The sequence below is a fragment of the Guyparkeria sp. TX1 genome (assembly GCF_046523965.1).
GTDB lineage: Bacteria > Pseudomonadota > Gammaproteobacteria > Halothiobacillales > Halothiobacillaceae > Guyparkeria.
The window spans coordinates 1,375,037-1,389,685 of the sequence record NZ_CP144142.1; the positions used below are offsets into that span (position 1 = coordinate 1,375,037).

Sequence of the window (14,649 nt, forward strand, 5' to 3'; positions counted from 1 at the left end):
GTGTTTAACGTGCGCGGACGATTTCACCGTTGCCTGCCCACGAGAGTTCCCGGGGCGGCGAAACGGCGCATGAGAATACCGGAGAGCGGTCGTGATCGCAATCCTTCCATGAAAAACACGAGGTTTGCGGTCGCCCGTCAAAGGCGGCGGACAACGCGCCGATGTGGCAGACCGATGCAGAATGGGTTGCACGGATGGGCGTGAAACACAGGGCAAGGGACTATGCTTGACTGCCATCCCGGCTGGGGTGTGTTGCGCCTTGGGGCTATTCCAGCCTTGTGCTGAGCTACCGGAGTGGCACAAAGCCATCTTCTTCCGGAGTCTTGTTGTGATGAGGAAGGCCGTGCTGATTTACTACGACGCGCGCATGCTCGGCCACGAGCCGTCAGGCTGGGACACTAACCACCCGGAATGGAGCGATGCCGTCAAGGCGATGATCGCTCACCAGTATCCCGAGGCCAGCCTGGAAACCTACGCCTACCCCGAGCGTCCGGAACGGTTGACGGCGATTGTCGAGCGGCTGCATGCCGAACCTGTCGACGGCCAAGGCTGGCGGACCCCGGTGCAAGCGACACACGCCCAACTCCAGCGAGTTCATACGGTCGAGCATCTGGCCTATATCGAATCGCTTGTCGGTGGTTCGGGCTGGCTGGCACAGGACACGACCGCGGTATCCCCCGAAAGCGTTGTCGCGGCGAGACTGGCTGCCGGCGCCGGCATCAGCGCCATCGAGGCCATTGCCAGCGGTGACGGTCGTCATGCGTTCTGCATCGTGCGCCCGCCGGGGCATCACGCCTCGACCGATCACGCCCGGGGCTTTTGCCTGTACAACAACATCGCCGTGGCCGCCATGCATGCACGGGAGGTACTGGGCTATCGCCGGGTGATGATCTGGGACTGGGACATGCACCATGGCAACGGTACCCAGGAGATATTCTACGACCAGCCCGACGTGCTGGTCGTCGACAGCCACTGCGAGGCCCCGTTCTACCCCGGCACCGGCACGCTGGCTGAAACCGGCACCGGGGCCGGGCTGGGCTATCACCTGAACGTCCCGTATCCACGGGGGAGTGGCAACGCGACACTGCTCGATGTGTTCGATCAGGTGGTGCGCCCGGCGGCACGGGCGTTCCGGCCCGAGCTCATCCTGATATCCGCCGGATTTGACTGCCACTACCTGGACCAGACCTGCACCATGGACGACACCGGCTTTGCCGCGCTGACGCAGCACATGTGCGCGCTGGCGCACGAGCTTTGCGACGATCGACTGGTGATGATGCTCGAGGGGGGCTACAACGCGCAGGCTTTGTCGGATTGCGCGCATGCCACCATCCGGGCGCTCGCCGGCCACATGGTGGATGGGATCAACGTGCTGCCCGCGGACGAGGGCCGTGCCGCGGTGGCCGAGGCGGCCCGATTCCACGCCGATTTCATCGCTGCGCTCGGGCGGCGGTCGGAGGGATCAGACACCGTCGGAGATTCTTTGTAGGGACGGTCTGCACGCATCCGGCAAACAAGAAACCCGCCGAGTGGGCGGGCTCCAAGGGTCAATGAACGGGGTGTCGGTCGGGCCTCGGCAGGTTTTGCCTTTCCAGGCTGTCTTTGCAAGGCCGCTGGGTCCCGTTGCTTCCCTTCATCGGTGGTATTCGCCCGCGCGCTCGGGTTGGTAGACCACTTCCTCGATGCGCACCTGAAGCGTACCGCCACCGGGGCGAGGCCACTCCATTTCGTCGCCCTCCGACAGCCCGATGAGGGCGCTGCCGATGGGTGCGAGGATCGAGATCGTGCTGCCATCCTCGGCCACGTTCTTCGGGTAGACCAGCGTCAGGCGGAATTCCTCATCGGAGGACATGACGCGGAACCGGACGGTGGAGTTCATGGTGACCGTGTTTGGCGGGATCGCGTGCGGATCGACGACATCGGCGCGATCCAGTTCCCGGGCGAGGTCTGCCTTGCCGGGAAAGGTGTCGGCCGGTGTCTGGTCGAGCAGTTTTTCCAGACGTTCGAGATCCAGTTCGGTGATGACGATACGTGGCTTGTCCATGAGAGTCGCTCCGCATGAACACCGGCACGAGGGCCGGTGGGGGTGATGTAAAAAAACCCCGCCGCAATGCGACGGGGTCGTTCGCAGGTCAGTCGCCCGGAGGCGAGCGGACGTGCGCTACCGGTTCGCGCGTGGAGCCATCACCATGGTGGCCTGACGGCCCTCCATGCGCGGCTTTTGCTCGACGGCTGCCAGCTCCGACAGATCTCCCTCGATACGGGAGAGCAGTTCGGCGCCGAGGTCCCGGTGGGCCATCTCTCGGCCGCGGAAGCGCAGGGTGATCTTCACCTTGTCGCCGGCCTCCAGGAAGCGAGTCGCGTTACGCAGCTTGACCTGGTAGTCGTGATCTTCCGTGCCGGGACGGAATTTCACTTCCTTGATCTCGATCTGCTTCTGCTTCTTCTTCGCCTCGTTTGCCTTCTTGCTCTGCTGATACTTGAACTTACCGAAGTCCATGATCTTGCAGACGGGCGGTTTGGCGGTCGGCGAGACCTCTACCAAGTCCAAGGCGGCGTCCTGAGCACGGCTCATTGCCTCATCCGTGGGGACGACTCCGACCTGTTCGCCGTTTTCGTCGACCAATCGGACTTCCCGAACGTTGATTTGATCATTGATCCTGGGGTCGTTGCTGTTGCTGCGACCCGCTCCGCGTTGTTGAGCGATGTTCGTACCCTCCAGTCAGGTTTGAACCGAATAGTACCCCGAAAAGCCGTCGGCCCGGGGCGATGTTGCGAAAATTAGCACACAAGTTGCGGTGGTTGCCAACCACCGCCCGTTTTAACGGGCTTGCCTCTTGGCTTAACGATGCTCGCTTATCTCGCCCTTGAGGCGCTCGATCAACTCGTCGACCTTGATCGAACCCAGATCCTCGCCCGATCGGGTGCGCACCGAAACCGAATCGGCATCGATCTCGCGGTCGCCGGCGACCAGCAGGTAGGGCACGCGCTCAAGCGTGTGCTCGCGGATCTTGAAGCCGACCTTCTCGTTGCGCAGATCGGCCTGCGCCCGCAGTCCGGCGGCCTTGAGGCGCTCGGCGACCTGGTCGACGTACTCGGCGTGCTTGTCGGTGATGCCCATGGTCACGGCCTGCGTCGGGGCGAGCCACAGCGGCATCTGTCCAGCGTGGTGCTCGATCAGGATGCCGATGAAGCGCTCCATCGAGCCGACGATCGCGCGGTGCAGCATGACCGGATGCTGGCGCTCGCTGTGCTCGTCGATGTAGGTCGCGCCCAGTCGCTCGGGCATCATGAAATCGACCTGGATGGTGCCCAGCTGCCAGGTCCGGCCGATGGCATCACTCAAGTGATATTCGATCTTCGGCCCGTAGAAGGCGCCTTCACCCGGCAGTTCTTCCCACTCCACATTGGCGGCACGCAGGGCCGAACGCAGGGCTTCTTCCGCCTCGTCCCAGACCTCGTCCGCGCCCATGCGCTTGTCCGGGCGGGTGGCGATCTTCACCTGCACGTCGGTAAAGCCGAAGGTCTCGTAGACCTCCAGTGCCTGGCCGTGGAAGGCACGCACTTCCGGCTCGATCTGCTTTTCGGTGCAGAAGATGTGGCCGTCGTCCTGGGTGAAGCCGCGCACGCGCAGGATGCCGTGCAGCGCGCCCGAGGGCTCGTTGCGGTGGCAGGAGCCGAACTCGCCGTAGCGGATCGGCAGGTCGCGGTAGCTGTGCAGGCCGTGGTTGAACACCTGGACGTGGCCCGGGCAGTTCATCGGCTTGACCGCGTAGGTGCGCTTCTCCGACTCGGTGAAGAACATGTTTTCCTGGTAGTTGTCCCAGTGGCCTGACTTCTTCCACAGGGACACGTCCAGGATCTGCGGGCACTTGATCTCCGCGTAGCCCGAGCGCTTGTAGACGTCACGCATGTACGACTCGATCACCTGCCAGATCGCCCAGCCGCGCGGGTGCCAGAACACCAGGCCCGGCGCCTCTTCCTGGAAGTGGAAGAGATCCAGCTGCTTGCCCAGACGACGGTGATCGCGCTTCTCGGCCTCCTCGCGCTGCTTGAGGTAGCGCTTTAGCTCCTTGTCGCTGGCGAACGCCGTCCCGTAGACGCGGGTGAGCATCTCGTTGTCCGAGTCGCCGCGCCAGTAGGCACCGGCCACCTTCAACAGCTTGAAGGCCTTGAGCTTGTTGGTGTGTGGCACGTGCGGACCGCGGCAGAGATCGGTGAAGTCCCCCTGGGTGTAGATGGAGAGCTCTTGCTCGCCCGGGATGTCCTTGATGATCTCGACCTTGTAGTCCTCGCCCAGGTCCTTGAAGAAGCGCACGGCATCGTCGCGCTCCATCACGCGGCGCTCGAGCTCGTCGCCCTCGCTGGCCAGCTCGCGCATGCGGGTCTCGATCTTCTCAAGGTCCTCGTCGTTGAAGGGCCGATCGAAGGCGAAGTCGTAGTAGAAGCCCTGGTCGATAACCGGGCCGATGGTGACCTGCGCCTCGGGGTAGAGCTGCTTGACCGCTTGGGCCATCAGGTGGGCGGTGGAGTGGCGGATGATCTCGACGCCCTCCTGGTCCTTCGCCGTGACGATGGCGATGTCCGCGTCATTCTCGACGGTGCGCGACAGATCAACGAGCTTGCCGTCGATCTTGCCGGCGACGGCGGCCTTGGCCAGCCCCGGACCGATGTCGGAGGCAATCTCGGCGAGTGAAACCGGGTGGTCGAACGTGCGCTGACTGCCGTCGGGTAGCGTGATAGTCGGCATGTGCCCTCCTGAAAAGCACTTGGGATGCCAGTGGCGGGCCCTACCAAAGCCCGCGTTTGCATCCGTGTGGGTCGAAGGGTGCGGACAGCATGGACCGTCGTGGCGCACCCGGGTAGCGGTGATTTTAGGGCCGGAATCATACCAGAGCAGGGTGCGGCCGGGGAGGGCGATCGGCTGGTTCCAGACGTCGTTTTGACGGCGGCTGCCTTGGCTCCTGTGTGCCCACCGGAAGAGGCTGGTCATCTGTGCTTGGGGCAAGGGCCCGTCGACAACCACCGACTGGTTCGCCAGTCGAACACGAAAAAGCCCGGCGAGCATGATGCTGCCGGGCTTTCAATGTTGGTAGGCGCGATTGGATTCGAACCAACGACCCCCACCATGTCAAGGTGGTGCTCTAACCAACTGAGCTACGCGCCTGTCGTTCAGTGGGAGCGCATTCTACCGCCTCTTGGTGGGGTGTCAACTCCGAATTTGATTGTGGCTATGGGCAGACATGTCCCCCTGAACCAACGGCCATCAATACACTCCTGTCTTTTGTCTTTGCTGGCCGCTGTCCTTCATAGCGTCCGGTTTGATACTGTTCGCTGGTTAATAAAAACCTGTTGAAGACCACGACATCCGTCTGGATGCAATGTGCCTTGAGTGGGTGCAAACTGAGCTTTTGCGCCACTTCCGGGTACTATCGGGCGCTGCAAAGCCAGATAACTATGCTTCGCACGCGCCTGTGGCGATGCTCCGTATGGGCGGTCCTTCCGTCGATGTTGCCTCTCGGGCCGAATGGCCCGCTTGGTTCCAGGCGGCGGAGGCCATTGAGTTGCAAACTCATTCGGATGCTGGGTTCGGGGTTGGTGTCTTCATCTAATGGATAAATAAGGGGTTTGTTCGTGTCGCGACTAACCGATCTGATCGCACGGACGAAGACGAAGGATCGAGCGCTTGGAGACGAGCTGGAGCGTGAATTCAAAGCCCTGGCGTCGCGGCGTGCGTTCGGCCTCAACTTCGAGCGGCATCGCCCCGAGAGCGTGGAATTGCCAGAGCGGCCGATCCGCTGGGGCGACAAAGTGCGGATCCTGCCGGCGCGCGGGTCCACAGAGAAAGGCGACCAACGTTTGTGGAAGGTGCTCCGGATCGACGAGGCGGACGGCAAGCGAACCGCGCACCTCACTCTCATCGACGCCGGGGAGCCTGAGACTGCCGCCAGGGCAACCGAAGACTTGGTTGTGGTGGCGGAATTCCGAGACCACATCTACCCGGGGCTCATCAGTACCGGGAAGGTCGAGCGCGGTGGTGACAAGCCGTATCACACTGTGATCAACGGCGAGAACTTCCATGTTCTGGAGGCCCTAACCTACACGCATCGGGGGAGGATCGACGCGATCTACATCGATCCGCCGTATAACACCGGCGCGCGCGATTGGAAGTACAACAACGACTACGTTGAAGGCGAAGACCTGTACCGTCACTCCAAATGGCTTGCCATGATGGAGCGACGGCTACTTATTTCAAAACCACTCCTCAACCCGAACGAAAGTGTTCTGATTGTCACCATTGATGAAAAGGAAGTTCTTCGCCTTGGCTTGCTACTAGAACAGATCTTTCCCGAAGCGAAAATCCAGATGATCTCTTCGGTGATTAACCCGAAGGGAACAGGACGAGTTAACGAGTTCTCCAGAACAGACGAATATATTTTCTTTGTCCTGTTGGGCAACGCTGGTGTTCCAAATAAGGTTGGCGACGGAAATGCCGTAGAAGTCCGGTGGCGGTACCTCAGAAGAACGGACGTTGAGTCTGCGCGTGGAACCAAGAAAGGTGGGCCTTCCCAATTCTATCCGATTTATGTGGACAACGAGACGGGAAAGATTGCCAAGATTGGGGCACCGCTTCCTCATGGCGTAGATCGCAACCAGGCACCAGATCTAGATGGGTGCACAAAAGTTTTCCCCATCAGAGAAGAAGATCAGATGGAGATGAACTGGGGTTTGACGGGACCTAGCTTGCGGAAAGCAATTGATAATGGGTATGTCCGTGTTTCGAGGAACGAAAAATCTGAGCTCCAACCATTTATTTTTTCGTACCTAACCGCACCAAATGTCAAAAAGATCGCACAGGGAGTTCTAGAGAAAGTAGGTAAGAGGGAAGACGGTTCATGGATTGTGGTTGACCCGAGTGGGAAATCCTCCCGACCGACGACGGCATGGAAATTTAAGAGTCATGAAGCGGGGGCATATGGGACTTCTATTCTAAGGTCCCTGCTTCCCGGCCGAAAATTTCCTTTCCCCAAGAGTATCTATGCAGTCGAGGATTGCCTTCGACTCTTTGTTGCGAACAAGCCATCGGCAACAATTCTGGACTTTTTCAGTGGGTCCGGCACTACGGCTCACGCCGTGATGCGATTAAATCACCAGGATGGTGGGCATCGACAGTGCATTTCCGTCACTAACAATGAAGTGGCTGCCGCTGAGCAAAAGGCGCTATGCCTTGAGGGTAAACGTCCCGGCGATCCCGATTGGGAGCAGTGGGGTATCTGCGACTACATCACGAAGCCACGTATCAGGGCAGTGATCACGGGAAAGACACCCGAAGGTGAATACATCAACGGCGACTATAAATTCACCGACGAGTTCCCGATGGCCGAGGGATTCGAAGAGAACGCGGAGTTCTTCACCCTGACCTACGAGACACCAATTTCGGTTCATCACAACCTCGCCTTCAAGCGCATAGCACCTCTCCTATGGATGCGCGCTGGGGCAGAGGGGAGCCGGATTGACGAGTTGCCCGAGCAGGGTTGGGCAATCGGCGACACCTATGGCCTCCTTATCGATTTGGATCGCTCAGCGGATTTCTGCGCCGCAGTCGAATCGCGCGAGGCGCTTCGCATGGCCTTCATCGTTACCGACGACGATCGTCGCTTCCAATCCGTCGGACGCAGATTGCCCGACTCGGTTGAGCCGATTCGCCTCTACGAGTCGTACCTATCCAATTTCCGCTTTTCTATGGGGCGTTAACCCATGAAGTTCACGCTCAAAGATTATCAGGAAGATGCCGTCAAAGGCGTGCTCACCAACCTCCGCAAGGCTGCGAAGCGCTGGCACGAAGATGGCGACCGCCATGCATTCTCGCTCACCGCGACCACTGGTGCCGGTAAGACTGTTATGGCTGCGGCTGTATTCGAGGCCCTCTTTCACGGTGACGACAATTTTGATTTCGAGCCCGATCCCGGTGCCGTCGTAATCTGGTTCAGCGACGATCCAGCGCTGAATGCTCAGTCGCAATTCCGGTTGCGCGAAGCGTCGGACCGGCTGACATTGTCCGATCTAGTCATTGTTCAGAATACCTTTAACCGCGAAAAGTTAGAGGCGGGGAAAGTGTATTTCCTGAATACGCAGAAGTTGAGCAAGTCAAGCCTTCTAGTGCGCGGCCATGAGATGGACGGTCGTCAGACGGTCATGCCCGACATGCGCGCGTTCACCATCTGGGACACCATCCAGAACACCATCGAAGATCCGCATCTGACCCTCTATCTCGTGCTGGACGAAGCGCACCGCGGCATGAAGGCTTCAAGTGGGAACGGTAGTGGCGAGAAGCCCACCATCGTCAAACGACTGATCAATGGGGCCGGCTCGGTACCCGGCATCCCAATCGTCCTCGGGATCTCAGCAACGGTCGAGCGCTTCAACACCGCGATGGCCGACATGCACAGCCGCGCCACGCTCCCGAATGTGGTGGTAGATTCTGCCAAGGTGCAGACCTCGGGTCTTCTAAAGGATACGATCATCCTGGACGTACCGAACGAGGTAGGACAGTTCGACACAGTGCTGGTGCGGCGCGGCACCGATAAGCTTAAAGAGATTACGGCCGCCTGGGGTGAGTACGCCAAGCAACAGGATGACGCGGACACCGTGGCACCGCTGATGGTCCTGCAGGTGCCGAACTCACCAGACCACGGCGAGATTGGACGCGCTCTCGATACGATCTACGAACGCTGGCCCGAACTTGCTAATGACGCCGTGGCCCACGTATTTGGGGACCATAAGACTCAGACCTTCGGTAGCTACTCGATCCCCTATATTTCCCCGGAGCGCGTACAGGAATCGACCTGGGTGCGCGTGTTGATCGCGAAGGATGCCATCAGCACTGGCTGGGACTGTCCTCGGGCAGAGGTGATGGTGTCGTTCCGACCCGCCAAAGACAGAACCCATATCACGCAGCTTCTGGGTCGAATGGTGCGCACTCCGCTTGCACGGCGGATTCCTGGCAATGAACGCCTAAACGCTGTGGACTGCCTGTTGCCTTTCTTCGACACCCAGTCCGTCAAGGATGTTGCAAAGGCGCTCATGTCTGGCGGGGACGGGGGCGAAGAGCTCCCTGGCCGGCGAGTGTTGATCAATCCGGACGAGATGAAGCCGAACCCGACAATTCCGGAGGTTGTATGGGACAAGCTGCTCTCACTCCCTTCGCAATCTCTTCCGAAGAGGCAGGCGAAGCCGGTCAAGCGGCTTACATCGCTAGCGCACGAACTTGCGGCTGATGGACTGCTTCCCGGGGCCGGTAAGAAGGCCCATGCCGACATGCACAAAGTGCTCAACGGCGCGCAGGAGCGTTACAAAACGGAAATTGAGAACGCGCGAAAAGCCGTTCTCACAGTTGAAGGGAAGAGCCTCAAGACGGATCTTAAGACCCAGGAGATGTCATTCAACGACTTTCTTGAGGCCGCAGACTTCGCCGTGATCGACGACGCATATCGGCGGGCTGGGCGTGCCATCAGCCCAGATCTCGCAACGTCCTACAGCGAAGCTCTTGCGATGGCGAAGGGCGACCAAGGTGATCTTGAAGCCGCGCTAATCGAGGCTCGCGTCACGGTCGCCGCCCTCGGACTGGTGCCGGAAGTGAAGGGTTATCTGGAGGCAGAAGCCGAAAGTCTTGCGAACCAGTGGCTTACGGAATACCGCGTTCAGATCAAGAGCCTCTCCGACGAACGTCAGGAGGTCTACCGCCAGATACGCGAGATGAGTGTGCATCCTCTTGATGTAGATCTTGCCAAACCGGCATCGTGGATGCAGCCGACTACCATTCGTGAAGCTGACGGGACGGAGAAACAACTGCCGCGCTTCGAGCATCATCTGCTATGTGGTGCGGACGGTATGTTCCCAGAAGACTTCAACTCATGGGAAGAGGAAGTTTTGTCCGCTGAGCTGAAGCGCCCGGATACGATCGCCTGGTATCGCAACCCCTCTCGAGCCAGCCAGGATTCTCTAGGCGTGACCTACGAAGAGGACGGTGATGTCAGAATTCTGCGTCCTGATTTCATCATTTTCGCAAAGCTTCCGGATGGCTCAATTGTTGCCGACATCATTGATCCGCATGGAACGCAGTTCAGTGACTCGATCCCGAAACTGAGGGGACTCGCACAATATGCCGCAACCTATGGAGAAACATTCCGCCGAATAGACGCGGTGGCTAAGGTTGGTGATGGATTTCGTGTACTCGACCTGAAAGAGTCTTCAGTGCGGTCGGCAATCGACAGCGCTACCTCTATCAAGGCCCTCTACGGCGGTGATGTGGCGGGCGAGTACGTTCTCTAGGACTGTTATTTCCTTTTGGTCGCCCGCTCGGCCGCCTCGAGCTTGATTCGTTGCTCACTCTTAATATTCGTGATATCTCAGGACGAGCAGCTGTAATGGGAAACGCCACCGACGTGGAACAAAGATGACGGCTTGAGCCGGTAGTACTTTTCTTCCACCGCTTCTGATTGCTCGGCGTATGGCTGCGTCATTACCTCCTGGAGTTCCCTGATTGCCGAATAGTCGCCGGCCGCCGCTTTTTGGTACGCGGGTACGAGGAACCACTCTCTCAAGGTGTACTTCGGGTTGACCCGTTTCATGGCCTTGGAGATGTCGTCGCGCGCTTGGGCCAACTCGGTTGCGGACTTGTTGTCGTCGACACCGGCGAGCGATCGCCACTTGGCCAGCCATTCGGACCAGCGCTCGCTGGTCGCGCGGCTGTTCTGTACAGACGGTTTGCTTGAAACGTCCGCGGCATCGAGATCGGCATAGAAGCTCTTCTTGAGCGGCTCGATGCTGTCGGGGACGTTCGAAAGCTCATGGAAGAAGAGGGTGTAATCCACCGGGGTGGTGGTCATCAGCGTTTGCAGTTCGGCAAACAACTCGGCATCGACCGACGCCAGGCCCAGTTTGCTGGCCCACATCCGTTCCAGTTTTTCGCCCATCACCTTGGCGAAGTCGTCCTGAATCGCGTCCAGTTGCTCGATGGCCTCCGGATCGTCGTCGAGTAGTGGGCGCAGGGTCGTGCAGAACGTGCGGAAGTTGCGTTCCGCGGCGGCGGGCTGGTTGGAAAAACAAAAATGACGTCCGCCGCCCGTCCAGGGTTGAAAGTACAGGTCGAAGGCTTCGATAAACCCGAACGGGCCGTAGTCGAGCGTGAAGCCCCCGGCCGCGCAGTTGTCACTGTTGAAGTTGCCCTGGCAGTAGCCCACCCGAATCCAGTCGGCAACCAGCGAGGTGAGCCGGTCTCGGAACGCGAGCGCGAGCGAAATCATTTGCTCGCGAACCCCCGCTTCTCGATCAACGTCCTCGGCGTATTCCCGGTCAATCAGGTGCGAGACGAGCGCTTTCAGTTCTTCCCTGGCTGTCGGGTGAGCCTGCTTGCGGGCGCGTCGGCTGAACAGCTCGAGCTGGCCGACCCGGATGAAGGAGGGCGCCACGCGGGTGGAGATGGCAACCGGTTCCCGTACCAGGGTGTCGGGATTCATGGCCTCGCTGCCCTCGGAGTACCAGGGTCGATCGACCGTTTCGGTTTTCGATACGTACAGGCTTAGTGACCGCGATGTGGGTATTCCGAGGGCGTGCATGTGCTCCTGGGCGAGAAATTCGCGAACGCTGGAGCGCAGGACCGCCCGGCCATCCGCGCCCCGGCAGTAGGGCGTGCGACCGGCGCCTTTCAGTTGCATCTCCCATCGCTGGCCCCTTGTCACGACCTCGAGTATGGAAAGGGCTCGACCGTCGCCGTAGCCATTGCCGGTCTGAAACGGGCACTGGCGGTCGAACTCCGTGCCATAGATGGACAGGGCGTAGCCAGAGGCCCAGCCGACATGGCTCATCGTCTCGGGGACGACGGACAGGTCGCCGGAGAACAGGCGGACGAAACCGTCGGATCGCGCCAGGCTGTCGTCGAAGCCCAGGTCACGGAAAAGCGCTCGACCGTGGGCGACGTATTCCGGGTTTTCGATCGGGGTCGGTTTGACGGGGACGTAATGCCCGGAGAAGACCTGTCTGGGTGCGTGGTCGATGCCATTGGTCCTCGCATCCGGATCGCGTTTCAGCGTTCTCATCAGGGAGTAGTCGACGACGTTGGCGAGTTCCTCAAGACTTGAGATGGCAGAGTGCTTTTCGGGTAAGTTTTCCTGGTTCTCTTGTTGGGTCTGTTTTGGGGTCATGCGTATTCCCGGGTGTACTTGGTGACGAACGGCGGGTTACGTGGGGCGAGTAGGGTTATCGCTGTTTTTGGCCGGACAGGCGGGGTGACGTCGGTACTCGTCGTGTGTTGCCTTTCCGAGTGACAAGTCGAGCCAGGAGATGGCCTACGCGGGGAGAGGTTCCGGTTTCCTGCCTCCCCGTGTCGACTGGCAGGCAACCGTCAATAGGTGGGCATGCTGCGATCGACTTGCGCTGCCCAGGCATCGACTCCGCCGGTGAGGTTGATCACGTCGGTGAATCCCTGCTGTTCCAGGAACCGGGCAACCTGCATGCTGCGCATGCCATGATGGCAAATGCACACGATCGGCCTATCTCGCTCCAAATGCGCGACGTTGGCCGGAACCGTGTTCATCGGCATCATCCGTGAGCCGTCGATATGACAGGTCTGGTGCTCCCACGGCTCTCGCACATCGAGTAGCAGGGGGTCAGCGCTTGTCTCGTCATCGAGCCACGCCGCGAGTTCTCTTGCCGTTACGTTTCGCATGGATTGAGCCTGTCGTTGCAATTGGATCTCGGAGGTATGGCGCCGGTGAGTGGGCGCTGAGCTGTTTTCGGTACGTTAACAGTGAATCGCTTCAGTGACCGATTGATGAACCCAACGCGGAGGGGTCTCTGTCGCTTGGCGGTGGAAGAGATGAAATGCCTTTTCTGCTGGAGTTCGACAAGGATGTCTTGGCGATCACGACAGCTGCATCAGTTGCTCAAGTGTCAGTCCAAAGAGCGCTCCATCCCCACGGGATGATGGTCCCGAATGCGGGGGCTTTGAGACCGATCTCAACTGCCCTGTCTGGGCTTGACTCCGAGCCTTGCGGCCATGCGGTGCAGGTTGCCGGGGTCCATGTCGAGCTGGCGTGCCGTGGCGGCCCAGTTGCCATTCTGGGATGACAGGGTGCGCAGAATGGTGTCTCGTTGGAACGCGTTGGTGGCCTCGCGCAGGCTGAGTGCTTCCGGACAATGGTCGGTTGATGCCTGAGTGCCGACGGGCTTTGGGTCGCTCGCTGAGCGCTCGCGGGACAGGTCCAGGTGCCGGTCGTGGATGCGGATGACGGCTCGGCGCTGTTCTTCGGCAGAGAAGGCGTCGGCCTCGCCCAGTGCGCGCAGTGCGCCCCGGGCAAGCACGTGCTCGAGTTCCCGGACGTTGCCTGGCCAGTCCCATTGCAGCAGGGCCCGCTCGGCCTCTGGCTCCAGTCGCAGGTTGGCTACGCCCAGGCGAATGCGGTTTTCCTCGAGAAAGTGTCCGGCCAGCAGCGGGATGTCCTCGAGCCGTTCACGCAGGGGTGGAACCCGTAGCGGGAAAACACCCAGCCGATGATAGAGATCCTCGCGAAAGCGTCCGGCCTTTACCTCGGTGATCAGATCACGGTTGGTCACGGCGACGACGCGCACATCTACGGGCTGCACCCGCTCGCTCCCCAGCGGTTGAATCTCGCCTTCCTGAAGCACCCGCAACAGCTTGGGTTGCAGCGACAGCGGCAATTCGCCGACCTCGTCGAGCATCAGGGTGCCGCCGTCCGCCATGGCGAAGTGTCCGCGGTGGTCGTTCATGGCGCCGGAAAAGGCGCCACGGCGGTGGCCGAACAGGGCGCTCTCGATCAGGCTCTCGGGCAGGGCGGCGCAGTTGACGTGCACCAGGGGGCCGTTTCGGCGTTGGGATCGATCATGCAGGGCGCGAACGACGTGCTCTTTGCCCACCCCGGTCTCGCCGGTCAGCAGGACGTTCATGTCCGTGGGGGCCACCAGCTTCACCGAGCCCATCAGCTCGCGCATGACCGGGCTGCCCCATTCATGCAGGGAGGGCTGGTGGTGGCCGTCATCCAGCGCTTCGCTGAGCATCGAGCGCGTGGCGCTGAGCCGTTTCGCCACGCGCAGACAGGTGGCGAGGAGTTCGGCGGCCGCCTGAAGCTCGCCTTCGTTGAGGTTGTCTAGATCGCCGGGGCCGAGCGCGTCGAGCGTCAGGATGCCCGTCAGGCGACGATCGTCCTTCAATGCCACGCCGACGCAGTCGTGCACGTGACTGAGTTGCTCGTCCAGCAGGCCGTCGAACGGGTCGGGAAGGTCCGTATCCGGGGGGAAGCGGCAGACGCCCGGGTGGGCGGCGATGGCGGCAAGCCGGGGGTGTTCGCCGAGTGTGAATTCCCGCCCGCGAACCTCGTCGTTGAGGCCGAGAACGGCGACGGGGCGCAGGATGCCATCGTCCATCACCATCAGGGTGCTGGCGTCGGCGGGATAGTCCCCGACCAGCGCCTGCAGTATCGATTGCCAGTGTTGGCTCAGCGCCTGGTCATCGTCGCCATCGGCCAATCGGGCAAGGAGTTCACGCAGGGAATGCAGGAATTCGGTCATCATGGATTGTTATCTTAACATCGACCGTGTCATTGGAACATTGTTGTTCGATGTCGAAAAAAC

9 protein-coding genes and 1 tRNA gene are annotated in these 14,649 nt (G+C 60.4%); 3 read left to right on the forward strand and 7 right to left on the reverse strand.

The annotated features are described in order from the left end of the window. Positions 1-331 precede the first annotated feature (331 nt). Positions 332-1,489 (forward strand): histone deacetylase, encoded by a 1,158-nt coding sequence (locus tag VWP12_RS06460; RefSeq protein WP_410473450.1) that lies wholly within the window; start codon positions 332-334, stop codon positions 1,487-1,489. 144 nt (positions 1,490-1,633) lie between these two features. Here the strand turns inward: VWP12_RS06460 and rnk are convergent, their stop codons facing one another. From rnk to VWP12_RS06480, 4 genes are all read right to left on the reverse strand, one after another. Further along, entirely contained in the window at positions 1,634-2,044 is a 411-nt protein-coding gene (gene rnk / locus VWP12_RS06465; RefSeq protein WP_410473451.1) for a nucleoside diphosphate kinase regulator, read from the reverse strand. Positions 2,045-2,161: 117 nt separating this feature from the next. Continuing rightward, positions 2,162-2,707, reverse strand: a complete 546-nt coding sequence (gene infC / locus VWP12_RS06470) for a translation initiation factor IF-3 (RefSeq protein ID WP_410474951.1) — start codon at positions 2,705-2,707, stop codon at positions 2,162-2,164. A gap of 135 nt (positions 2,708-2,842) precedes the next feature. Next, positions 2,843-4,750: a threonine--tRNA ligase gene (gene thrS / locus VWP12_RS06475; RefSeq protein ID WP_410473452.1), complete on the reverse strand. Its 1,908-nt coding sequence runs from the start codon at positions 4,748-4,750 to the stop codon at positions 2,843-2,845. Positions 4,751-5,090: 340 nt separating this feature from the next. Continuing rightward, a tRNA-Val gene (locus VWP12_RS06480) sits at positions 5,091-5,167 on the reverse strand. 467 nt (positions 5,168-5,634) lie between these two features. Here VWP12_RS06480 and VWP12_RS06485 point away from each other — a divergent pair. Further along, positions 5,635-7,755: a site-specific DNA-methyltransferase gene (locus tag VWP12_RS06485; protein ID WP_410473453.1), complete on the forward strand. Its 2,121-nt coding sequence runs from the start codon at positions 5,635-5,637 to the stop codon at positions 7,753-7,755. Between the two features lie 3 nt (positions 7,756-7,758). Then, positions 7,759-10,332, forward strand: coding sequence for a DEAD/DEAH box helicase (locus tag VWP12_RS06490; RefSeq protein ID WP_410473454.1), 2,574 nt, complete (start codon positions 7,759-7,761; stop codon positions 10,330-10,332). A 77-nt stretch (positions 10,333-10,409) separates the two neighbouring features. On the opposite strand, the gene VWP12_RS06495 is transcribed toward VWP12_RS06490, so the two are convergent. From VWP12_RS06495 to norR, 3 genes are all read right to left on the reverse strand, one after another. After that, the gene (locus VWP12_RS06495) at positions 10,410-12,203 is read right to left on the reverse strand and encodes a protein adenylyltransferase SelO (protein WP_410473455.1); all 1,794 of its coding nucleotides are present in this window, start codon (positions 12,201-12,203) and stop codon (positions 10,410-10,412) included. Positions 12,204-12,403: 200 nt separating this feature from the next. Next, entirely contained in the window at positions 12,404-12,727 is a 324-nt protein-coding gene (locus VWP12_RS06500) for a rhodanese-like domain-containing protein (RefSeq protein WP_410473456.1), read from the reverse strand. Between the two features lie 290 nt (positions 12,728-13,017). Continuing rightward, positions 13,018-14,589, reverse strand: a complete 1,572-nt coding sequence (norR, locus tag VWP12_RS06505) for a nitric oxide reductase transcriptional regulator NorR (RefSeq protein ID WP_410473457.1) — start codon at positions 14,587-14,589, stop codon at positions 13,018-13,020. Between the last annotated feature and the right edge of the window lie 60 nt (positions 14,590-14,649).

Coding starts and splice junctions, on each gene's coding strand:
- VWP12_RS06460 (WP_410473450.1), top strand. CDS start 332: ATGAGGAAGGCCGTGCTGATTTACTACGACGCGCGCATGCTCGGCCAC.
- rnk (WP_410473451.1), bottom strand. CDS start 2,044: ATGGACAAGCCACGTATCGTCATCACCGAACTGGATCTCGAACGTCTG.
- thrS (WP_410473452.1), bottom strand. CDS start 4,750: ATGCCGACTATCACGCTACCCGACGGCAGTCAGCGCACGTTCGACCAC.
- VWP12_RS06500 (WP_410473456.1), bottom strand. CDS start 12,727: ATGCGAAACGTAACGGCAAGAGAACTCGCGGCGTGGCTCGATGACGAG.
- VWP12_RS06490 (WP_410473454.1), top strand. CDS start 7,759: ATGAAGTTCACGCTCAAAGATTATCAGGAAGATGCCGTCAAAGGCGTG.
- norR (WP_410473457.1), bottom strand. CDS start 14,589: ATGATGACCGAATTCCTGCATTCCCTGCGTGAACTCCTTGCCCGATTG.
- VWP12_RS06495 (WP_410473455.1), bottom strand. CDS start 12,203: ATGACCCCAAAACAGACCCAACAAGAGAACCAGGAAAACTTACCCGAA.